Annotated in this window: 17 protein-coding genes; 11 read left to right on the top strand and 6 right to left on the bottom strand. The window is 66.0% G+C overall.

What is annotated here, in order from left to right:
- Positions 1-570: 570 nt before the first annotated feature.
- Genes wecB through RMO01_RS16515 form a run of 4 tightly spaced genes read left to right on the top strand, consistent with a single transcriptional unit; the run spans position 571 to position 6264 of the window.
- Positions 571-1734: a non-hydrolyzing UDP-N-acetylglucosamine 2-epimerase gene (gene wecB, locus RMO01_RS16500; RefSeq protein WP_309630188.1), complete on the top strand. Its 1164-nt coding sequence runs from the start codon at positions 571-573 to the stop codon at positions 1732-1734.
- Positions 1735-1742: 8 nt separating this feature from the next.
- Complete coding sequence (locus RMO01_RS16505; RefSeq protein ID WP_309630156.1) at positions 1743-3869, top strand: glycosyl transferase family protein; 2127 nt, start codon at positions 1743-1745, stop codon at positions 3867-3869.
- Positions 3866-5404: an NfrA family protein gene (locus tag RMO01_RS16510; protein ID WP_309630157.1), complete on the top strand. Its 1539-nt coding sequence runs from the start codon at positions 3866-3868 to the stop codon at positions 5402-5404. Before RMO01_RS16505 ends, RMO01_RS16510 begins: the two co-directional genes overlap by 4 nt.
- Positions 5405-5439: 35 nt before the next feature.
- Positions 5440-6264, top strand: coding sequence for a hypothetical protein (locus RMO01_RS16515; RefSeq protein WP_309630158.1), 825 nt, complete (start codon positions 5440-5442; stop codon positions 6262-6264).
- Positions 6265-6387: 123 nt separating this feature from the next.
- On the opposite strand, the gene RMO01_RS16520 is transcribed toward RMO01_RS16515, so the two are convergent.
- The 3 genes from RMO01_RS16520 to RMO01_RS16530 are packed head-to-tail and all read right to left on the bottom strand — an operon-like array spanning position 6388 to position 7598.
- The gene (locus tag RMO01_RS16520; RefSeq protein ID WP_309630159.1) at positions 6388-7080 is read right to left on the bottom strand and encodes an IS6 family transposase; all 693 of its coding nucleotides are present in this window, start codon (positions 7078-7080) and stop codon (positions 6388-6390) included.
- Positions 7081-7116: 36 nt separating this feature from the next.
- A complete protein-coding gene (locus RMO01_RS16525; protein ID WP_309630160.1) occupies positions 7117-7422 on the bottom strand; it encodes a hypothetical protein in 306 nt (101 codons plus the stop codon).
- Between the two features lie 14 nt (positions 7423-7436).
- Positions 7437-7598 (bottom strand): hypothetical protein, encoded by a 162-nt coding sequence (locus RMO01_RS16530; protein WP_309630161.1) that lies wholly within the window; start codon positions 7596-7598, stop codon positions 7437-7439.
- 87 nt (positions 7599-7685) lie between these two features.
- On the opposite strand from RMO01_RS16530, the gene RMO01_RS16535 reads away from it, so the two are divergent.
- Entirely contained in the window at positions 7686-8264 is a 579-nt protein-coding gene (locus RMO01_RS16535; RefSeq protein WP_309630162.1) for a hypothetical protein, read from the top strand.
- 186 nt (positions 8265-8450) lie between these two features.
- On the opposite strand, the gene RMO01_RS16540 is transcribed toward RMO01_RS16535, so the two are convergent.
- The 3 genes from RMO01_RS16540 to RMO01_RS16550 all read right to left on the bottom strand — a co-directional run bounded on the left by RMO01_RS16540 (position 8451) and on the right by RMO01_RS16550 (position 14335).
- Positions 8451-9815: a serine aminopeptidase domain-containing protein gene (locus RMO01_RS16540; RefSeq protein WP_309630163.1), complete on the bottom strand. Its 1365-nt coding sequence runs from the start codon at positions 9813-9815 to the stop codon at positions 8451-8453.
- A gap of 195 nt (positions 9816-10010) precedes the next feature.
- Positions 10011-11948, bottom strand: a complete 1938-nt coding sequence (locus RMO01_RS16545) for a cellulase family glycosylhydrolase (protein ID WP_309630164.1) — start codon at positions 11946-11948, stop codon at positions 10011-10013.
- A 68-nt stretch (positions 11949-12016) separates the two neighbouring features.
- A complete protein-coding gene (locus RMO01_RS16550) occupies positions 12017-14335 on the bottom strand; it encodes a TonB-dependent receptor (protein ID WP_309630165.1) in 2319 nt (772 codons plus the stop codon).
- Between the two features lie 104 nt (positions 14336-14439).
- Here RMO01_RS16550 and RMO01_RS16555 point away from each other — a divergent pair, with 104 nt between their 5' ends.
- From RMO01_RS16555 to RMO01_RS16580, 6 genes are read left to right on the top strand one after another with little or no spacing between them, the layout of a single operon-like run.
- The gene (locus RMO01_RS16555; RefSeq protein ID WP_309630166.1) at positions 14440-16272 is read left to right on the top strand and encodes a glycogen debranching N-terminal domain-containing protein; all 1833 of its coding nucleotides are present in this window, start codon (positions 14440-14442) and stop codon (positions 16270-16272) included.
- Positions 16272-17543 carry a serine hydrolase domain-containing protein gene (locus RMO01_RS16560; protein WP_309630167.1) on the top strand — a complete coding sequence of 424 codons (1272 nt, stop codon included), beginning with the start codon at positions 16272-16274 and terminating at the stop codon, positions 17541-17543. Before RMO01_RS16555 ends, RMO01_RS16560 begins: the two co-directional genes overlap by 1 nt.
- A complete protein-coding gene (locus RMO01_RS16565; RefSeq protein WP_309630168.1) occupies positions 17540-18661 on the top strand; it encodes a Gfo/Idh/MocA family oxidoreductase in 1122 nt (373 codons plus the stop codon). The genes RMO01_RS16560 and RMO01_RS16565 overlap by 4 nt, the downstream gene beginning before the upstream one ends.
- A complete protein-coding gene (locus RMO01_RS16570) occupies positions 18658-20016 on the top strand; it encodes an MFS transporter (protein WP_309630169.1) in 1359 nt (452 codons plus the stop codon). The genes RMO01_RS16565 and RMO01_RS16570 overlap by 4 nt, the downstream gene beginning before the upstream one ends.
- Positions 20013-20654: a TetR family transcriptional regulator gene (locus RMO01_RS16575; RefSeq protein WP_309630170.1), complete on the top strand. Its 642-nt coding sequence runs from the start codon at positions 20013-20015 to the stop codon at positions 20652-20654. The genes RMO01_RS16570 and RMO01_RS16575 overlap by 4 nt, the downstream gene beginning before the upstream one ends.
- Entirely contained in the window at positions 20651-21310 is a 660-nt protein-coding gene (locus tag RMO01_RS16580; RefSeq protein ID WP_309630171.1) for a PIG-L family deacetylase, read from the top strand. The genes RMO01_RS16575 and RMO01_RS16580 overlap by 4 nt, the downstream gene beginning before the upstream one ends.
- Positions 21311-21497: the final 187 nt, after the last annotated feature.

Here is a 21497-nt window from a genome sequence, read left to right on the forward strand (position 1 = left end):
CCCGAAAGACCTTTAGCGGGTCCGCTTTCCGGCGGACCCGCCGCGGGCTGGAGAGAGATGACCGGGCGCACGCGTGTCTTGATAAAAGCGGTCGGCCTTCAAGGTACGCAACACGTCGAAGCCATCGCCGCTCCTGACACTTACGGGCCGTTGGCAACGTCCGCTGGCGGGACAGGCTCCGACGTTTGCACGAGGTTACACCGGAACTCTCAAGGTGTGCCCATCCATGCCGCAGATCGGCAGCTTCGACCACGGCCGCCGGGGGCCTGCGATGACGGATGCCGGAGCAGCGCAGTCTGGCTCCGTTTCCAAACCACCCGTGGGTTAGCCGCGGCTCAATGGCTGGCCTTCAGGCAGGCAAGACCAAGACAGCCCCGCTGTTTCGGGTGGCGGATAGATAAATCACGCCGCTATATGGACACAGGCCGGTCAAAGTTTGCTAGTTTTGCATCCAAGAGCGAACGATAATGCGCACTATACTTGTAGTGAAGCTTTATTTTGTCGGAACCAACGACGCAGGAGAGGGCTAACGACGCCTGTATCAGTGTTCGGAGTCGTTTTTTGCGTGTCTTGTCGGTGTTCGGAACTCGTCCTGAGTCCATAAAGATGGCTCCGGTCGTCAAGGCGCTCTCCCGGGAGCCGGGTATTGACAGCCAAGTCTGCATCACCGGGCAGCACCGCGAGATGATCGCTCCGGTCCTCGAACTCTTCGACATCGTTCCTGATTACGACCTGGCGATCATGTCGGCCGACCAGTCGCTTAACGGTATCGTCAGCCGCGTCATCGGCGAACTGGATGAGGTGCTCGAGCGCGCGAAACCGGATCGGATCCTGGTCCATGGCGACACCGCGACGGCGATGGCGGCCGCGCTCGCCGGCTTCCAGCGGAAAATACCGGTGGCCCACGTCGAGGCAGGTCTGCGCACCTACGACCTGACCAGCCCCTGGCCCGAGGAGATGAATCGCCGGGTCGTCGACCTGACGTCAGACCTGCTGTTCGCCCCTACACGGCTGTCGAGGGACAATCTGACCCGCGAACGTCTGTCCGGGCGGGTGGTCGTGACCGGCAACACGGTCATCGACGCCTTGCGGATGGTCACAGCCATGCTGGATCGTTCGCCGCAGCTGCGCGCTCGCCTGGACGGTCAGCACCCCGAGATCCGTGCAGGCCGACGGATGGTGCTGGTGACCGGCCATCGCCGCGAGAACTTCGGTGACGGAGTGCGCGGCATCTGTGCGGCCCTGATCGCCCTGTCGGAGCGTTCGGATATCGACATCGTGTATCCGGTTCACCTGAATCCGAACGTGCGCGGACCGGTGACCGAGCTGCTGGCGGGTCGCCGCAACATCCACTTGATCCCGCCGCAGAGCTATCTCGGCTTTGTCCGGCTGATGCAGCGCGCCCACGTCATCCTGACCGACTCCGGCGGGGTTCAGGAGGAGGCTCCGTCCCTCGGCAAGCCCGTCCTGGTCATGCGCGATGTCACGGAGCGTCCCGAGGCCCTTCAGGCGGGCACCGCCCGGCTGGTCGGCACCGACGCGGCGCGGATCACCCAGGAGGTGGGTCAGTTGCTCGACGACGAGGGCGCTTATCGCGCCGTGTCCCGGCTCGCCAACCCCTATGGCGACGGCCACGCCGCCGACCGCATCGTCTCCGTCCTCATGGGGCGGACGATCCGCGAGTTCACGAGCGAGACGGCGTCCGAGCCCCTTCCGCTCGCCGCCAACGCCTGATCGACATCATGTTCACCACCCTTTCGGCCGAGTGGATCGGCTTCCTGCAGACCTATGCGACCACGCTTCAGATCATGGCGATCGTGACGGTCGTCCTGATCGCCGTCTCTTCGTTCGACGACCTTGTGGTTGACGCCTGCTTCTGGACCCGGGCGCTCTATCGCAAGCTTTTCATCCGGCCTCGCCACGACCGGCTGACCCCGGCCGAACTGGGGGGCCGGCCAGAGCAGCGTCTGGCCATCATGGTGCCGGCCTGGCGGGAGTTCGACGTCATCGAGGTGATGGTCGAGAACGCCGTGCGGTCGTTCGACTACGATAACTACGTCATCTTCATCGGCACCTATGCCAATGACCCCGAGACCCGGTCGCTGGTTCGCCGCCTGGCCAAGCGACACGGTCGTGTCGTCGGCGTCGACCTGGCCCAGAACGGGCCGACCTCCAAGGCCGACTGCCTGAACGGCATCGTCCGGGCCATCTTCCAGATGGAAAAGACCACCGGCCAGACCTTCGCCGGCATGATCCTGCACGACTGCGAAGACGTGGTTCACCCGCTGGAGCTGAAGTTCTTCAACTATCTGCTGCCGCGCAAGGACCTGATCCAGATCCCGGTGGTCTCGCTGGAGCGCGGCTACGGCGAGTTTGTCGCCGGCACCTACATGGACGAGTTCGCCGAGTGGCACGGCAAGGATCTGGTGGTCCGCGAGGCGGTCGCTCGCGCCGTACCGTCGGCCGGGGTCGGCACCTGCCTGTCGCACGCGGCCATGGCCACACTGGCCGAGGACCATATGGAGCCGTTCAACATCTACAGCCTGACCGAGGATTACGACATCGCCGCCCGTCTGGCGAAGGCGGGCCTGTCGTCGATCATCGCCGTCTATCCGGTCAACTACCGCGTCAATCGTCGCTCCTGGCTGGGTCTGGGGCCATCGCGCACTGTGTCCCTGCGCATGCCGTTGTGCGTGCGCGAATATTTCCCCAATACCTTCCGCTCGGCCTACCGCCAGAAGGCGCGCTGGACTCTCGGCATCTCGATCCAGGGCTGGGCCCAGCTGGGCTGGAGCAAGTCGCCCAAGGCCAACTACTTCCTGTTCCGCGACCGCAAGGCGCTGTTCACCCCCAGCCTCGCTTTGGCCGGCTATTTCATCGTCATCAACTACTTCCTGCTGGAGCTGTTGGGCCTGGTGGAGGCGGGCGAACTGGCGCCGATCTTCCCGGACTATCGCTGGATCACCGTCCTGCTGGCTTTCAATCTGCTGGCGCTGGTGCTGCGCGTCGTGCAGCGCGCCTGGTTCGTCGGCCGCATCTACGGCGGCGTACACGCCGTCCTGTCCTTCCCCCGTATGGTCGTCGGCAGCGTCATCAACTTCGCTGCCTCGATCCGCGCCATCCGACTGTATGTCTCGCATCTGGTATTCCGGACGCCAATCACCTGGGACAAGACCGCCCACCAGTTCCCCACGGACGCGGCCCTGGCGCAGGACCGCCGGCAACTGGGCGCGATCCTGCTGAGCTGGCGTGCGGTGACCGAGGCCGAACTTCAGGACGCCCTGGCCGAACAGGCGCTCAGGCCGCAGCGGCTGGGCCGCATCCTGCTCGCCAGGGGACTGCTGGATGACGAGACGCTTGCCGAAGCCATGTCGGTCCAGACCGCCTTGCCGCGGGCCGAAATCACGGCGGCCGGGGTCGACGCTCACAGCGACGGCCTGTCGAAACGGCTCTGCATCGAGTTGCGAGCCATTCCGGTCGGGCAGCAACCCAACGGCGCGCCCGTGCTGGCTGTGTCGGGTCCGTTCAGCGCCGAGGAGGAGGCCAGGATCTCCGCCGCCTTTGACGCGCCCGTCACACTCGTCGTGGCCCGTGAGAGTGAAATCGTGGCCGGCCTGCGACGGCTTGGCGGCGACGCCGAAGCCTTCGATCAGACTGCGTCGGCGCCCCTGCTGGGCGACATGTTGATCGGCGACGGGCACATCGCTGCCGACGATCTGGAGCGCGTGCTTCAGGGATACCACCCCGATCGCGACGGAAGGCTTGGCGAATATCTCGTCCACACGCGTTCCATCTCCACCGAGGCCCTCGCCTCGACCCTCAGCGCGCAGCGCGCGGCTCTGGCCGCCGCCCGGATACAAGCCGCATGATCATCGCCCTCTTCGATCACCGCCAGAACGCGGTCGCCCGGCCCCTGATGTCGGCGGCCGTGGCCGCGACCTTGGCGCTGGCATCGCCCGCCCACGCGCAAACCGTGGTTGCTCCTTCGTCTGCACCTGTCCAGACGGCCGGGCCTGGCTATGCGTCCGCTACGATGGCCTTCGCAGCCCTGGAGCGGCGGGACTATGCCGCTGCCGCTGCTGCGGCGTCCGAGGCGGTCCGGCTTGAGCCCGGCAACCGGAGCTATCGCCTGGGTCTGACCGATGCCCTGATTGGAGCTGGTCAGGCGCAGGCCGCCCTGACCGCACTGGAGCCGATCCGGCAGGACCCGTCGTTCGAGGTCCAGTCCCGGCTGGGTTCGGCGCTGTCAGAGCTTGACCAGCACGCTGCCGCGGCCGCCGCGTTCGGCGCTGCCGGCGTGGCGGCTCCCTCCGCCGACACTCGCGCCTACGCCACCCGGGCGCGTGTGCTGGCCCTGATCGAGAGCGAGACTAGGGACCAGGCACGGTCCGAATACCTCGCCGCGCTTCAGGCCGGGACGCTGGAGGGCTCAAGCCCCATGGACATGGCTGTGCTTGCCGTCGCGGTCGGCGAGGACGGGGTGGCCCAGCCCTTCTATGTCGAGGCCGATACCGCGGGCCTGTTGTCCGGCAGCGCGGCCTTGGATGCCGGATACAGCGCGCGTCGCGCCCACGAAGACCAGGCCGCCATCGCCTATTTCTCGCGCGGGATCGACGATGCGGCGACCGGAACGCCGGAGCTGACGCCCCGGGCCCTGTTCGACGTCCGACGCGACGTGGCCAATCTGGACCGAAGCTGGGGAGCTTCGGGATCGATCAGCTACGGCGCCTCAAGCGCGGCCAGCGGCATCCCTACCTCGCCCGGCACGAGCGACAGCCTTCAGGCCGGGGTCGACGTCTACCGACGTCTGGGCGGATACCGGGCCGGGGCTCCGATCGACGTCTTCGCGCGGGTGTTTGAGACGGTGGACGCCGATATCGGCGCGACCGGCGCGGACTCGCGCCAAGGCTGGATCGGCGCCCGGTGGAAACCCCTTGCTGACACCAATCTGGTGCTTGAGGGCAGTCGGATGGTCAAGCTGGGCGACGCCGCCCGCAACGACTGGATGGTGCGCGCCCTCTACTCCCTCGAACAGGGCACGGACATGACGATCGACCAGCGCAACTGGCCGATGTGGCGTCTGTATGCGGACACGTCCTACGTCATCGATGACCAGCAGACGTTTGGCGTGATCGACGCCCGCGCCGGTCGCAGCTTCGCGCTGGGCGCCGACAATCGCACCATCGTGTCCGTGTTCGGCGGCATTGGCATGAATTACGACAGCGCCCTCGACAACGCGGAGGCCGTCGGCGCGGGACCGGGCGTGTCACTGCGTCGCTGGTTCCGGGAGGCGAAATACGCCGCCCCGCGATCCTTCGTCGACCTGACCCTGGAGTACCGTTTCCGCCTCGCCGGCGATGAGCGCGCCGAAGGGCTCTTCGCAACCTTCAGCGTGAGTTATTGACGCCCCGATGGGCCAGAGCCTGCTGGAATAGCGGCATGCGCTCCGCCGTGCTCCTGATGGCGGCCGGTGGTCTGGTGGGCTGCGCCAGCCAGCGCCCTCTGCCGCCCGTCACCGGCATCGTCTGGCAGGTCGATCACGCCACCTCTGACCCCGTCGGTCAGTGGGATCGGTTGGGTGCGCGCGAGCTGCTGGTCCAGTGGATGGTGGTCGATGACGCCGTCTTCCTGCCCGGCGCGCCCGGGCACGCGGCGGGCCAGGGCCCTGATTGGACCCGCATCGCCTCAGAGCCCTGGGCCACCCGGGTGATCGTCGGTCTGGTGGGGCGGTCCGGTGAGCGCGAGGCGCGTGCGGATGTCGCCGGGCTGGCTCTTCGATCCGCTGAACTGGCGCGCCGGCCGATGCCTGTGGCCGTCTCGGGCTGGTATTTTCCGGTCGAGGTTGATCCGTCCTGGCAAGGCGCCGCGACGCTGGGCCCGCTGCTGGAGGACCTTCCAACACCATTGTGGCTCAGCGTCTACGACCGACAGAACATCGGGCCGGAAGCCTTCGCGGACTGGCTCGAGACCTGGGTTCCGCGAAATGTCGGGATCCTGCTTCAGGATGGCGTCGGCGAGCATGTGAGAAGTCCTGCCGTCGCGCGTGCGTATTTCGACGCCATGGAGCAGCGACTTGGCCGGGAGCGGGTCGGACTGATCGCCGAGGCCTTCCGCCCTGACGGCAACGGGCGGTTCCGCAGCGCGACCGCCCACGAGCTGCGGGGGCAGCTTGGCCATTATCAGGACGTCCGGCTCTATCTGTTCGACGGGCCGCACTATCTGTCGGACGCGGTCGTGGAGCAGCTGGTCCAGCAGAGCGATTGATAGCCTCTGGAGCGTAGTCGTCCAGTAAGAGACGCACGCTGCCCCCCAATCCGCAGCACCCGTTCGTCGCAGTGCTGTCAGGTTAACCGCGCCAGGTTGAGAAGCGCCCTCCCCTGCTTTCCGTCAGGTCGTCGCAGCCGCCCATGCGGCTGCCGCGCCGCTGCGGAAGCGACGAAGGGTTGGCCGGCTGATGAGATGTCTCTGGGTGTAGAACGTGTTGTAGATCGCCGCATGGGTGGTGAGGAAACGTTGGGCTGAGCCTTGGCTTTTGAAGAGCCGCTGCTGCCTCTCCCGTCTTCGGATCGGAAGATGAGAGTTCTCCGCCCGATTGTTCTCTCGGAGCCGGCCTGGTCGATGAAGATGGCGCAGCTCGAGCTGATCCAGGGCCGCGACGTAGGAGCCGAGCCCATCCGTCGTGATGAGTTGAGGCTCCACAGGCTGATTTCGGAGTAGGCGTCGAAGCAGCTTCAGGGCGGCTTCCGTGTCCCGCCGGTGCTGGACGACGAGGTCCAGAACCTCGCCTTCGTCATCGACTGCTCGCCACAGATACATGCGCTTTCCGCCGATCCGGCAGCCCATCTCATCGAGATGCCATCGAGGCGATGGGGCCGGCCGACGCCGCTTCAGCCGCCGTGCGATCTGGGGACCGAACTTGACCGTCCAGCACCGGATCGTCTCGTAGCTCACGTCGACACCGCGAGCCGCCAGGAGCTCCTCAACGTCGCGCAGGCTGAGACTGAAGCGGACGTAGAGCCACACGGCCTGGCGGATCGCCTCCGGCGGAAAGCGGTGGCGCTTGAACGATAGCGGCGTCACGGAAACTCACGCACAATCAGCCGGTTACAACGGCCTTCAGTGGAGACAAGTTAGCGTTAGACTGACAGCACCCCCCACGGTGGGAGGCGGCGGGTTTGTCAACGCGTGAGCAACTCCGCCACGCATTGCCGAAGCGACAAGCGGCGCCACCGCAATCCCGACCACCACCAGACCGGCGAACCACAAGCGGTTGAGCTCGGTCCATGGCGCACGGTCCATGGTGTTTATCCACGCCAGAAGATTCAGCGCCGCCCCAACGATGGTGATGGGCCAGGCCTGCATCAGGCCGTTCGCCACCGAACGGTAGGGATGCGTCCGCGAGAACAGGGCGGTCAGGAACAAGGGGACGGCTATGATCAGCTCCCCGACCTTGTGTTGACCGTCGCGTCGGAAATGATCGCGACCGGGCCGCCGGGTGCAGCCTCGAGGACCGCAAGGTAGAGCATCCACCCCAGCAAACCCCCCGCCACCACGCCGACCACGGCCATGAACCCGAAGTTGATCTCTGTCTTGGTCATTCATCCCCCGCGATACTTAGGGGAGCACACCGGAAAATGTCGGGTCAACACTTGCGGAAGACGAAGGGACCCGCGCAGGCTCCGGGGATGAACCTTCCGCAGCCCGAGCCGCTGGACGCAGAAGACCACTGGGCCGCCTGGTCCCGGTTGGTGCGTCTGTTTCCCACCTCAAGCCTGCCCTTCAGCGCCTACACGACACCCGGCGGTTCACGCTTTGCCGGCGTCGATCTACTGCGCGGAATCCGGGCGAACCAATCTTCCGCGCAGGCCGCTCAGTTGCTGGCCCCGCTCAGCCCGGAGGCGTTCGACCGTGTGGGGACCATGGCAGCGTTGAATGCGTCAAGGCAGGAGCAGGCTTTCAAGGGGCTGGCGCTGGCCTATCTGACCGTGCCTGTCACCCTCCTGGCCGCGTGGGCGCAAATCGTGCCCGGCTATGTCGATCGGTGGCTCGCGGCCAACGCGCTCGGAGCCTCTATTGTTGCTCTATCGCTCATTGGTGTCGGCGCGCTTCAGTTCTTAGGCTGGTGGCGCTCACGCCAGATCGTAGCAGTCGTGGCGCTTATCGGTCTCGATCGAGCGGCGGACGGACAGACGTCTTCCCCTCACGCCTCGGCGCCAGAATCTGGAGTCGCCCCCAAGCCTGGCCGGCGGCGACGGTCTCCGTAATGTCGCGGAGGCGCCAGAACCGGACCGTCACCTGGCGCTCGAAACAAGACCCGGAGGCGCCCTTTATTGGCATATACCATGGCAGATTGCTGCCAAGGAGGGCCGGACGTCTGGTGGGTCATTGCGCCCCTCCTTGCGGCCGCGACCCACGATCCGCCGCGGAATGAATTCAGATGCGGCTCGGGTTCAGTTCGGCCTGACTTGAGACGCCGCCGTCATGGCGGGGCCTTGGGTAACCAAGGCTGCGCCCGTGTTTTCCAGACGCCTGCCGTGAGCGAAGTCACCGACGACGCTAAAGTAGCCCGCCGCGTAGCGCTTCCAGCGGCGTGAGCCGTCGGTTGCGGTGTCGACTAACCTCATACCATGATCAGCGCCGGCAAACTCAGCCAGGTGGATTTGGCGCCCCTCGGCGATCAGAGTGGCCAGTCTGCTTCGCGTATGCTGGGGCGGAGCCTCGCGATCCTCGCCGGCCAGGATCCAGAGAACGGGCATCTGTAGCTCGCGAAGGACGGGCTCACCCTGGTGGCGCCAACTCGTGCCCTGTGAGCGCAGAGGTCCAAAGACCCGCAGCAGTACCGGCGGATAACGCAAGACCTCTGCGGTGAATTCGCCCTTTACCGCTGTGAACCATGGCGCCTCACGGTGCTCGCGACGGAGTACCTCCAGTTCACCGAACCCATCGCGAAAACCCGAGGCCATCACGGCTCCGGCGGCGTCGGCCAGATCCCCGGCTGCCGCCTGTTCCTCAAGACCAAACCCGGCTTCCCTAACCCCCAGAATCGTTTGCGCCCGGTTCTCCTCCAAGGGGCTTTCCAGAAGGCCGTAGCTGACGATGAGGAAGTCTGCGGCAACGCCCGAGGCGGCCAGGGGCGCGACCCAGCCGCCCTGACTGGCGCCATGCAAGCCCAGGCGGGCCAGGCGTACTCCGGCCAACCGTCGCGCTTCGCGAGCCGCGGCGGCAGCGTCCTCGGCCAGTACGTCGAAATCCTGGGTGTAGCGCCCCTCCGACCCGCCCGTGCCGCGCTTGTCGTACACAAACACGCCGACCCCTTGAAGCGGCAGAAGCTGCTGGAAGGGGTCGAAGACGCGGGCAGATGTTTGCTCTGAGCCATGAACCTGAACCATGACGGGCACAGCGTCTGAGCCGGCCGGCAATATTAGCCGACCCGCGAGCCTGACCCCGCCGGATCCCGGGAACACCGTCTCAACGACGGCGGTCTGCACAGCGGTTGCCGCGAAACCGTCGAACGCGTTCATTCCACCCGGGCAGGAGAATGAGATACGAGCCTCGCCCTGGTCGATCGCGCCCCCCTGAGACGCATGCCATTGCCCGTCTGCGCCCAGGACGAGACGCCCGGTCTCGCCCTCCAGAGTGCGCCAGCGAAGCCCGCCTTCGATCGGTGTAGCTGTAACGCCGCGCCCATCACTTAAGCGCCACGCCCCGCTGCAGGCCTGAACCGAGGATGGGGGCGGTGACGGCTGCGGGCCGGTGGCGCAGGCGACGAGCGTGGCCAGCAGCAAAAGCGGAGCCAAGGCCGTCCTGACCGCCATCAGTTTTCTCCGCGCCTTCAATCAATGATCTAGTCACACCGGAAGCAGAGAGCCCACGGCCTGCCCAGAGAATTAGCATCGGGACGACTGATGCGGCGGCGGCAGGCGTCAGGGAAGGACCAGCGCCTTGTCGATCAATCTTGAATGGCGGCCTGAACGCCGACGTAAGCTCGATCACGGTGACACCCAAACTCGTCACCTGGCCAAGAACTGGATCTCTACAGAGAATTCTTCGATCCCAGTACCGGACACAAGTTGAATAATCAAACTGTTGTTTTCTATCGACCATTCAGCATCAGTGCTTAAATTCACTCTCATCTGGCCTTCACGATATAGATGTCCGGGCAAGCATATATCGATCGGTTCTGCGAGCTCGGCCTCTGTTATTATGGCGGCCTCAAATCTGCGTTCAGCGACATCGAACCGCTGGGAAATCAGACGACCCGGTGTTCGCCGGACATAGGGCCGGCTGAACCCCTCGACAGCTCGGCTGCCGTCATGTCCCTCCTGCATTTGATCGGCAGACCATATTGAGAGGTCCTCCTGGTTCCAGCCGTCGCCCACCGCCGGATCGTTGCGGTTCGATACAGTGTAGTTCCATTGGGTCGAGCTCAGTAACAGCCGGTCGAGAGCGTTGTACATCGTGGTCAGGGCCTGGACATGGTTCGCCCAGGGCTCGGGTCCACGATCACCCTGGGCCCAGCGGCGATAGGCGGTGGCCTCGTCGAGATCGAAGGGCAATCCGAACTCGCCGATCAGGGTCGGCGCTCCCCCGGGCAGGGCATCGCCGATCGCCCTGAGCGCCGAAAGGCGTTCGACGTAGTTGTCCTCGATGGCCTGCGCGCCCAACAGGGGACGTCCGCTGAGCAGGTCGACAGAGCGCTCAGGATCGTAGCTTTTGGTAACGAGCGCGGCGAGATCGTACCAGTGGCTGGCATTGACCACGCCCTCGGGCAGGCCCGGCGGAAACCCATGACCACCCGCGAGCGCGGCGAACGGGTCGACCTCGGCGAAAATCAGCCAGTCAGAGCGGATTGCGCGAACCGTCCCGGCCACCTCGCACATAAACTGGGCCATGAAAGGGTCTTCAGCAGTGACGTCTTTCCCATCAACGAGCCGGAAATAGTCCGGACGGAGCGCCACCGCCGCTCCCTCGAGGTCGATGTCCCAGACGCCGGCGACGCGGAAAGGGTCCTCGCGACCGGGCAGCCAGATCGACACGCCGTCGGCGTTGACCGGGGTCCGGGAAACCACGCCTCGGCCGAAGGCGTGGACCGGAAGGACCCGGGTTACGCCTGACGCGACCGCGAGGCCATCGAGGGGGGTCCAGGCGGCACCGGACAGGGTTCGGCCCGGGTCATCGAGCGCACGCCCTATCCAGCCCGAACCGGGCTCATTCAGGCTGTCGAATCCGACAACATGGTCCAGATGGGCGATCCGCTCCGCCACCTGGCGTACCGCCCCCAGGTATCGGTCGCGCAGCCAGCGCCCGGCGTTGATCCCGTCGATCCGGAAGTCGGGCGCGAAGGCCTCGCCCCCGAAGAACAGCGTCCACATGAAGCCATTGGGCGGCATGCGGTAGTTGGTCGCCCAGCTCATCTGGGGATAGGCGTCCTGCCGACCCCCGATCGAGGGGTCGTAGCGGTACTGCATGACGTGGGCTGCGCCGGCGGCGTGGAAGCGGGTGAAGTCGAGGCCGACGGCCTCGAACGTCCAGCCGGGCGCACCGTCGCCGCCGCTCATCCGGCTCCAGACATCCTGGTGAAAATCGATGAATACATGCAGGCCGTGCGCCCCGGCCCTGTCGCAAACCGCCGCGAAGTAATCCAGATATTCCTCGTCGTACTCGCCCGGCCCCGCATGCTCGACGGCCTCCCAGGTCGTCAAAAGCCTCAGGCAGTTGAAGCCCCAGCCGGCGATCCGCGCCAGATGCGCGTCGGCCTCCTCCAATGGGAACGGTCGGCCGACGAAGCTGACCGTGCGGTGGTCCGAAAAGTCCGTTGGGTGCCGGGTGTGGCCGTCCGGCGCGGTCGGAACCTTGCAGTCCCCCCCCAGATTGACGCCCCTCAGCAGGACCTGCCGCCCGGTGCTGTCAACGAAGCAGGACCCGCGCGTCGAAAGTCGATCGACCATCCGCATGCTCTCCAGAAAAAACGGCCGCGGAGCAGGGCTCCGCGGCCGCAGTCGTCGGCTCCCAGGAATCAGAACCGGTAGGTCAGGGTCGCGCCGTAGGTCCGCGGCTCGCCGGTGTATTTGATGTAGGTGTTTCCGACCGGGAAGCTTGGCGCTCCGCCTGCCGGCAGAACCGCCGTCACGGCGCCGAAAACCGGACGGCCGCCCCGACCGAAGGTGATCTCGTCCGTCAGGTTGCGGCCCCACAGCTCCAGCGTCCACCGATCTGCCTGGTCACCCAGACCGATGCGCGCGTTTATCTTGGTGTGCGGTTCCTGACGCAGGACCGGATCATAGGTCAGCTCGGTGAAGACCGAAGTTCGGTAGAAGACGTCCGCCTGGGCGAACACCCTGAGGCCCGCCCCGATCGGTCGTTCGTAGCGGATCACGGCGCTGGCCGACCACTCGGGCGCGTCCGTCAACGGCCGACCGCTGAGATCGACGACGCCGGACGGACCCTGGGCGTTAGGGAAACTGTCGAAGGCCGCATCCAGATAGGTTGCCGCCAGTGTAAACGTCAGCCCATCGATGGGCCGGGCGGTGGCGTCCACTTCCAACCCCTGCGAGATCAGCGAGGCCGCGTTCTGGAGGTAGAATCGCAAGGTATTGGTCGAGTCGATGAACGACGACAGCGCCTGGAAGTCGTCGTACTCGGAGCGGAAGGCGACCACCGAGAAATCGGTATCCCAGAACGCCAGCTGGCCCTTCAACCCGATCTCGTAGTTGTCCACGATCTCGGAGTCGAAGAAGAAGTCGGCGCCGGGGATGTTGCGGATCAGGTTGGCGTCGTCGTTGATGCCGAATGCCTTGTAGCCCCGGGTGTATGACCCGAAGGTCCTGAGGTCGTCGTTGAAGGCGTATTCGACGACCACCCGGCCCGTCAGTTCGCCGCCGTCACGCTGCTGCTTGTCCGCAGGGATGAACTGCGTCGGCGACAGCTGGGCGCCGTTGGCTCTCAGCCGAGCCGCGAACGCGTTGATCTGCTTGTCGTCGAAGTTCCAGCGCAGGCCTCCGGTCACGCTCAGCCGATCGCTCAGCCCCCAGGTGGCCTCGCCGAACAGGGCAAAGTTGCGGTTTGTGATGGAGTTGAAGCTCGGCGAGTTCTGCGCCAGCACATTGCCGCCCAGCAGCGCCGCGGTCTGGGGGCTGATGACCAGGGCGCTGTCTTCGGTCACCTCCTTCTGGAAGGCGTAGGCGCCGATCAGCCAGGTGACGGGCCGATCCTCGGGTGAGGCCAGCCGGATCTCCTGCGAGAAATGCTGATTGTCGCGCTGCACGCCCGGGAAGTTCAGCAGATTCAGGCCGGTGAAATCGATGTCTGCGGAGCTGAACTGATCGACGGAGCGATAGGCGCCGATCGACGTCAGACGGTGCCCGCTCTCGAAGGCGTAGTCGACGCGCAGGGTCAGGGCGAGCAACGACTGCTCGTACGTGTTCAGCCCGTCAACCGCGACGGTCTGGCTGTCCAGTTGATTTCGCGGAAAAGGCACGCCCGACCCGACGAACGGGAAGTTGGTCGAGGCCGTGGCGAAGCGATTCAGCAGGGCGTCGGGGACGTTGACATGGACCGGGACGCAGCAGTTCTGGTCGATCTCGGAGTACTCGACCGTCCCCAGAACGCGAAGCGGGCCGGTGGGCGCATAGAGCAGCTTGGCGCGCAGGCCATAGGCGTTCTGGTCGTTGCTGTCGGGCCCGATCAGATTGTCCAGATAACCATCGCGCTGATGGCTGAAGACGCTGACCCGCCCGAACAGAGTGTCGGCGACCAGTGGGCCCGTCACCGTGGCGGCGAACTGTCGGCGGTTGAAGTTGCCGACGGTTCCGCGGAGCTCGCCCGAGAACTCGCGGCCCGGATCCTGGGTCACGAAATTGATGATGCCGGCCGGTGAGGCGTTGCCGAAAAGAGTCGATTGCGGCCCGCGCAGCACCTCGACCGCTGCGAGGTCGTTGAAGTCGCCGATGCCGATTGACGTGCGGTCGGTGAAGACGCCGTCAACATAAATGCCCACGCTTGGCTCCAGCGCCGCACTGCCGCCCGCCGTCGTGACGCCGCGCATACCGACGTTGGCCTGAACCGGCGACTGCTGGGTCGAGAAGACGACGCTGGGGATCAGGGTCGCCAGCTCCGAGAAGTTGGTTGCGCCGGTGTTCTTGATCGTCTCCGACGTCACGACCGAGACCGATACTGGCGCTTCCAGCACCGTCTGACCGCGCTTGGTCGCGGTGACGACGACCTCATCGAGCGTGGTCGCGTCCTGGCTTAGCTGATCCTGGGCGATGGCCCCCCCGCCTGCGGCCCAGGCCGCACCCGCGAGCAACAAGGCCCGCCCCCGAACACCTTTCAACATCCGATATTCTCCCCTTCTGATCGGTTCTCTAGCGACCGAGCTTGACAGTCACTCTTGGTCCTCCGAATAAACATGTCAATATGTATGTATAAATGCGAGGAAGCGTGGCTCACGTCGTCAAGGAAAACCGGACCTATCTCGTCGCTGATACCGAAGGGGCAATCGGCGCGGGCCTGCACGGCGTGTTTCGCGACGACACCCGCATGCTGTCGACGTGGCGATGGACAATCGACCAGGCCCAGACCCTGTCGGTCCAGACTCACGAGGACGCCCTCCTCGCCTACCACGCGATCATCAATACTCGACGCGTGCAGGTGGTCGGTCTGACACGACGCATGACCTTGCGTGACGACGGGCTGGACGACGCCTGGGTCATTGTCAACACCGGCGACAGCCCCCAACTGGTCACGCTGACGCTCGATGTGGTCGGTGAGTTTCGAGACCTGTTCACCATTTTCCGCCCGGTCGACAGCGACGGGGACCGGACCGTGTCCACGCTGGAGGAGAAGGGCCGGCTGCGTCTCGCGCGCGTCACCTCCGATGGTTTGACACTGGGCGCCGACATCACCTTCACGTGCCAGGGCGGTACGCGGCTTTGTCAGGAGCCACGCTGGAGCTTCGAGCTTCAGCCTGGCTCGACGGCCACCCTCACAGCGACGGTCCGTTTCACGGACGGCGGCAACGGGCAGAGCCACGCTTTGCCCAGCTACCAAGACTGGCGAAGCTCCTTCCGCCTGACCCCGCCAGACAAGGACAAGGCGCGGTCCGTCGCGCGGGCGATCGACGACCTGAGGGCCCTTCTTCTGGGGACCGCTAACGGCCCCTACCCCGCAGCTGGTCTGCCCTGGTTTTCGTGCATCTTCGGGCGCGATGCCCTGATCACCGCCTCGATGATCCTGCCCTGGCGGCCGGACCTAGCACGATCCGTGCTCCGCCTCCTGGCGTCGGAACAGGGCAGGACCGATGACCCCTTCCGCGAGGAGGAGCCCGGCAAGATTCTGCACGAGATCCGGCTGGGTGAAATCTCTCGCAGGGGCATCATCCCGTTCGGGCGCTACTATGGGTCCGTGGATTCGACCGCCCTGTTCGTCACCACGCTTGACGCCCATGCGGCGGCGACGGGAGACGAGAGCCTGATCGTCGAGCTCCGGCCCAACTGGGAGGCCGCTCTGGATTGGCTGGGCCGACAGAGGGCGGAGGGCGGTCAACTGATTACCTTCGCCCCGTCGGGATCCGGGCTGGCGGTCCAGTCCTGGAAGGACTCGCCCGACTCGATGAATCACGCCGACGGGACCCCGGCCGAGGCGCCGCTGGCCGTAGCGGAGGTCCAAGGATACGCTATTGCCGCCTTCCGCGCCGCCGCGGGCTTCTATGCCCGCTTGGGGGAACCCGAGCTGGCGGAGACGTGGGCCGTGCGCGCCCAAGGGCTTGCTGAGGAATTTCATGAGCGGTTCTGGCTGGAACCGATGGGAACCTACGCCATGGCGCTCGATCGGCACGGCCGGCCCCTGGAGGTCCTCTCCTCCGACCCCGGGCACCTGCTGTGGTCGGGTGCGGTCCCGGCAGAGTCGGCCCCCCGGCTGGTGCAAACCCTGATGGGCGACGCACTCTGGAACGGCTGGGGTCTGCGAACGCTGGGCGCGGGCGAGGCGACCTACAATCCGGTCAGCTATCACAACGGCAGCGTCTGGCCCCACGACACTGCGATCCTGGCCGGCGGCCTCGCCCGCTACGGCTTTGATCAGGAGGCACGGCGCGTCGCCGAGGCCCTGTTCGATCTGGCGGCCAGCCAGCCGATGAACCGCCTGCCCGAACTGATATCAGGCTTTGCCCGCACGCCCGGCCTCGACCCCATCCCCTACACCCACGCCTGCCGACCTCAGGCCTGGGCCGCAGCCGGCCTGCTGTACGCCGCACGGACCTCGGGCCTGGCATGATGGACCGGCGACGCCTGATCGGAACGGGCGCATCGGCATACGGACTGGCGCTGACGGCCATGTTCGGCTCGCCCGCTCAAGGGCGACAGGGCGAGCAGGGCTTCATCCCGGAGGGTCTGGCCCGGCTCGACGCCCATTTCGCCGGCGAGGTCTCGGCAGGTCGCCGGGCGGGCTATGTCATCTGCCTCGGGCGACACGGCCGCGAGGCGCACCGGTCCGCGATCGGCCTCGCCGACGTGGCCTCCAGCAGGCCGATGACACCGACGACCCTGTTCCGTATCGCCAGCCTGACCAAGCTGGTCACCAGCGTGGCGGTCATGCAGCTGGTCGAGGAGGGGCGGCTTCTGATCGACGATCCGGTCGGACGCTACCTGCCCGCAGTCGGGGCAATGCAGGTCGCCGTCTCGCCCGAGGCCCCGGACGACCGTCGTCATCCGGCGCGGCCCATGACGGTCCGGCATCTGATGCTGCACATGTCGGGGCTGGGCTATCGCTCCGATGGCGCGACCGCGCTCGGCCGCCGCTATCAGGGACTGGACCTGTTCCACGGTAACGGCACTTTGGCGGAGACGATCGACCGGCTTGCCGAACAGCCGCTCTACGCCGATCCAGGCGAGCGGGTCATCTACAGCTTCTCCACCGACGTCCTGGGTCGGCTGGTCGAGGTGGCGTCGCAGGAACCCCTCGCCGCGCGTCTGAAACGGACGATCTTCGACCCCTTGGGCATGTCCGACACAGGCTTCCACCTGAAGGCCTCGCGACGACAAGATCTAGCAACCGTCTATGAGCCCGGCCCCGGAGACAGCCTTGTCTCCTCCGGCGTGGAGGTTTTCGGCGATCCGTTCAATCCCGACCGATGGCCGTCCGGCGGGGCCGGGCTGATCTCGACCGGCCCGGACTATCTTCGCTTCCTCATGGCCATGGAGCGCCGCGGCACACTGGACGGAGCGCGCATCCTGTCGACCGGTAGCGTAGACCTGATGCTGCGCAATCATCTGCCCGCAGCGGTCATGGCGCGGTTGGGCGGCACCCCGCTGGCGGGTCTCGGGTTCGGCCTGGGATCGGCAGTGGTGGTCGACGCCGCCCAGGCGGCGGCTCATTATCGCGACGGCGATGCCTTCTGGAGCGGCCACTTCGATACGCAGTATTTCATCAGCCCTTCGACGGGTGTCGCGTCCATGATCATGACCCAGCTGCGCGAGACGCCGGGTGCGACGCCTGGTCGGACGGCGGCGGACCTGCGCGCCCTGACCTATGGAGCCCTGGCTTGACCCCCACTCCTGTCGGGATCGGACTGATAGGGCTCGGCGACATCGCCGGCCGCTATGCCGACTCACTACGCGACGCCCCCGGCGTCCGATTGGTCGCCTGCGCATCTTCATCGCCGGAACAGGCCCTGAGACGGCGTGCCTTCGACACGCCGGTCATGAGCCTGGAAGATCTTCTATCTGGGGACGAGGTCGAACTGGTTGTGAACCTTACCCCGCCCTCGGTCCATGCCGAGGTCAGCCGGCGATCCCTGCGGTCCGGCAAATCGGTCTATTCGGAAAAGCCCATCGCCACGACGCTTGAGGACGCCCGCGACCTCGCTAGTCTGGCCGAGACGTCCGGCCTGCTCATGGCCTGCGCGCCTGCGACCGCTTTCGGTCCTGCGCAGCAGACCGCGCGGAGCTTGATCGACGCAGGCGAGCTGGGGGTCTTATGGGGAGCGGCGACGACCCTGGTCTATCCCGGCCCGGATCTGTGGCATCACGACGCCGACCGTCTGTTCGCGACCGGGGCGGGCGTCGTCATGGACATGGGCGTCTATGACGTTGCGGCTCTCGTCCACCTCCTGGGTCCGGTCGCGCGGGTGAGCGCCGGCGGGGGGCGGGTTCGTTCCGAGCGGACGATCCAGGCCGGCCCGCGAACCGGCGAGCGGTTCCCGGTGCAGGCGATCACCCATGCCGTCGCCCTGCTCGGCTTCGTCAGCGGCGCGACCGCGACGGTGACGGTCAGCTTCGACGGCCTGGGCGCGCGCCGATCGGAGTTGGAGCTCTATGGCTCCACCGCGACCCTCGCACTGCCCCGGTCGGGCGAGTTTTCCGGCGACGTTCGGATCACCCGCACCCTCGGCCGCTGGGACGCGGTAGAGCCGGTCCTCGGATGGAGCGATGCGGCATGGTCCATCGGCGTGCTCGACGCGGCCGACGCGATCCGCGGACAACGCCCGCCCCGCGCCTCGGCCGCCATGGCCATCCACGTTCTGGAGACCCTGATGGCTATTGAGCGATCGATCCGCGACGGCGTCAGCGTCGACGTCGCTTCCCGAACCGAGCGGCCCGAGCCGTTGTCCGCCAAAGAGTTCGCTCGCCTGGTTCCAGCCGTCACCCCGGAGTTCACGCCATGACGTCCACGTCCGCGGGCTCGCCCGCCCAGACCGCCTTCTTCTATGGCCTTCCGAACCTGACGACGGCGCTGGCGATGACACCGTTGCTGACCTTCATCCCGTCCTTCTATGCGGCCGATTTCGGCATGCCCCTGGCGCTGGTCGGGACAATATTATTCGCCGCGCGACTGATGGACGTCGTCAGCGAGCCGTTGACCGGCGCCCTGTCCGACGCGACCCGGTCGCGCTTCGGGCGCAGGAAGCTGTGGATCGCCATAGGCGTGCCGCTGCTGATGCTGGGCATCTGGATGGTTTTTGCCCCGCCGGTGGAGGTCACGCCGGCCTACGCCATCATCTGGATCGCGGTCACCTTCACCGCCTTCAACATCGTCGACAATCCCTACCGCGCATGGGGCGCCGAGCTGTCGCGGACCTATTCGGGCCGCACCCGGATCGCCGGGTCTCGCGAGGCCTTCGGAATCGTTTCCAGTATGATGGCCCTGGCCCTGATCTTTGTCCTCCAGCGCACGGGGTTTGGCGAAACGCGACAAATGCTGCTCGTGCTGGCGATCGGCTTCGTCGCGGCGATGCCGGTGCTGTACGGCATCGCCTTCTGGCGTGTGCCCGAGCCGACGCCCGAGACCCTGCGGCGAGAGCCCGTTCGCTTCCTGGAGGGCACACGAGCGCTGTTCGGCAACCGAGCCTTTCTGACCCTGTCGCTCGGCTTGGCCGTCCTCCTGGGTGGAGCGACCATCGGCGCGTCGCTGCATCTGATCGTGATGGAATCGGTCTTCGACGCGCGTGACATGTTCTCGGTCATCCTGGTCGGAGAGAATATCGCCGGGCTGTCAGCCATTCCTTTCTGGATGTGGCTGGCCAAGCGCTGGGGCAAGCACCGTGCCCTGGCTCTCGGGGCCGCCGGCATGGCCCTGCTCAGCGCGCCCATTCCCCTGATCCCCCACGACCAGCCCTGGATCTATGCAGCCTGCATTATCGTGCGGGGCGCGGCTGGCGGTGCGCTGGGCCTGCTGGTCGGGTCGATGCTGGCCGACGTCGTCGACCTGGACAAGGTCACGACAGGGCGCGAGCGAACGGCGCTTTTTTACGGAATGTCCGGCACGATCGCCAAGCTGGGCGTCGCTGTGGGCATTCTGATCGGCACCGTACTGCCGTCGGTCTTCGGCTTCGAGCCTTCCGCCACGGAGAATGGCCCGCGCGAGCTGTTCATCTTGCTGGTGACCTATGCCTGGGCGCCCATGATCATCATGGGATGCGCGGCGCCCTTCTTCTGGTTCTACCCGCTCACGGAAGCCCGCCAGATCGCGCTAAGGTCCGAGATCGAGGCCCGCCTTTCCCAGACCCCGGTTGCACCATGACCACCGTTGCCCCCACCGTCCGTCCGCCCCGCATTCCCAAGGCCGAGCAGAGCCGGCGCACGCGCGAGCTGCTGGTCCAGACCGGCATCCGCTGCCTGGCCGAGCACGGCTATTCCCAGACCACCCTGCTGCTGATCGCCAACGAAGCAGGCGTGTCGAGGGGGCCGCTGCACTATCACTTCCGCGACAAGAACGATCTTATGGCCGACATCGCAGCCGCGCTGCCGCGTCGGGTGACGCCGGAGATCCGCGCCCGGCTGGAGCGGCTGACCGATCCGCACGAGCGATTCGCGGCCGTTATCGACGTCGCCCTGGAGGGTCATACAGGCCACCACCATTTCGCGGCGATGGAGCTGCTGATGGCCGCACGCAACGACCCCGAGCTGGCCGCCGCAATCGGTCCTCATCTGGATGAGGCGGAGGCTGCGACCGACAGCTGGTGGATGGAATACATGGCAGGTCTGGACCTGCCCGCCGACGAACTTCTGGCCCTGCGCCACGTGGCCGTGGCATGCCTCAGAGGCTTGGCGCTCGACCACATCCTGCATCAAGACCGGGCGGCCCACGCCCGCGCGGGCGAGATGTTTCGCGCCATCTTCATCGCCACCACCAACCGCGCTCGAACGGGGCCTCCATGACTGAGCGCCGCGCCTTCGCGATCGGGGCCCATCCCGACGATGTCGAGATCTACTGCCTCGGCCTGCTGCTGAAACTGCAGGACCTGGGCTGGGCGGTTGGCTGGGCGGTAGCGACGGACGGTCAAGCCGGCCTTCCTCCCGGAGCCCCTGCCGGCCTTCGCAGGACCGAGGCGGCGGTGGCGGGCGCGACCGTTGGCGTCGAACCCGTGCTTCTTGGGCTGATGGATGGTCAGCTGGTCGGCACACCCGAAGAGGCTCGCGCCGTTCGGGCGGCCATCGCAGACTTTCGGCCGACCGTCCTGATCACCCATTCAACAGACGACTATCACCCCGACCACCGCACATTATCGCGCCTGGTGGCGGAAGCCTGCCCGCCGGAAACCGCTCTCCTCTATGCGGAGCCGATGCTCGGAAGCGGGCCGACTCCGGAGCGTCTCGTCGACATCACGGCGCAATACGACCGTAAACGCGCAGCCCTTTCGGCCCACGCCTCCCAGAGTGCGCCGGCTTTTGTTCCCGCATTCGAAACCTGGAGCGGCTTCAGAGCGCTGCATTGCGGGGTGCGCGGGGCGCGCCACGCCGAGGGTTTCTTTTATCGTTCATCCGTCGCGAGCAGGCCCGCTTTGGCCTTGCTGGAGCGCGCCTTAAGTATTTGAGTTTATTTAGTTCATCTCAGGTCCTTACCTACGACAGCATCTGCAACTTTCCGACGTGACTCTCTCCACATCCGACTAGCGCCATGAACGATCCGTCCAGCCACAAAGCGGACCTTGCCAAGGACCTTTATGAGTCATAACCGGTCATTCACTGATCGCCGGAACCACGACATTCAGACAAGACATA

Source organism: Brevundimonas sp. (assembly GCF_031412435.1).
Lineage (GTDB): Bacteria > Pseudomonadota > Alphaproteobacteria > Caulobacterales > Caulobacteraceae > Brevundimonas.

Excerpts from the sequence above, each read along its gene's own strand:
- RMO01_RS16505 (WP_309630156.1), top strand. The coding sequence starts at position 1,743 with ATGTTCACCACCCTTTCGGCCGAGTGGATCGGCTTCCTGCAGACCTAT.
- RMO01_RS16510 (WP_309630157.1), top strand. The coding sequence starts at position 3,866 with ATGATCATCGCCCTCTTCGATCACCGCCAGAACGCGGTCGCCCGGCCC.
- RMO01_RS16515 (WP_309630158.1), top strand. The coding sequence starts at position 5,440 with ATGCGCTCCGCCGTGCTCCTGATGGCGGCCGGTGGTCTGGTGGGCTGC.
- RMO01_RS16530 (WP_309630161.1), bottom strand. The coding sequence starts at position 7,598 with ATGACCAAGACAGAGATCAACTTCGGGTTCATGGCCGTGGTCGGCGTG.
- RMO01_RS16535 (WP_309630162.1), top strand. The coding sequence starts at position 7,686 with ATGAACCTTCCGCAGCCCGAGCCGCTGGACGCAGAAGACCACTGGGCC.
- RMO01_RS16540 (WP_309630163.1), bottom strand. The coding sequence starts at position 9,815 with ATGGCGGTCAGGACGGCCTTGGCTCCGCTTTTGCTGCTGGCCACGCTC.
- RMO01_RS16545 (WP_309630164.1), bottom strand. The coding sequence starts at position 11,948 with ATGGTCGATCGACTTTCGACGCGCGGGTCCTGCTTCGTTGACAGCACC.
- RMO01_RS16550 (WP_309630165.1), bottom strand. The coding sequence starts at position 14,335 with ATGTTGAAAGGTGTTCGGGGGCGGGCCTTGTTGCTCGCGGGTGCGGCC.
- RMO01_RS16560 (WP_309630167.1), top strand. The coding sequence starts at position 16,272 with ATGGACCGGCGACGCCTGATCGGAACGGGCGCATCGGCATACGGACTG.
- RMO01_RS16570 (WP_309630169.1), top strand. The coding sequence starts at position 18,658 with ATGACGTCCACGTCCGCGGGCTCGCCCGCCCAGACCGCCTTCTTCTAT.
- RMO01_RS16575 (WP_309630170.1), top strand. The coding sequence starts at position 20,013 with ATGACCACCGTTGCCCCCACCGTCCGTCCGCCCCGCATTCCCAAGGCC.
- RMO01_RS16580 (WP_309630171.1), top strand. The coding sequence starts at position 20,651 with ATGACTGAGCGCCGCGCCTTCGCGATCGGGGCCCATCCCGACGATGTC.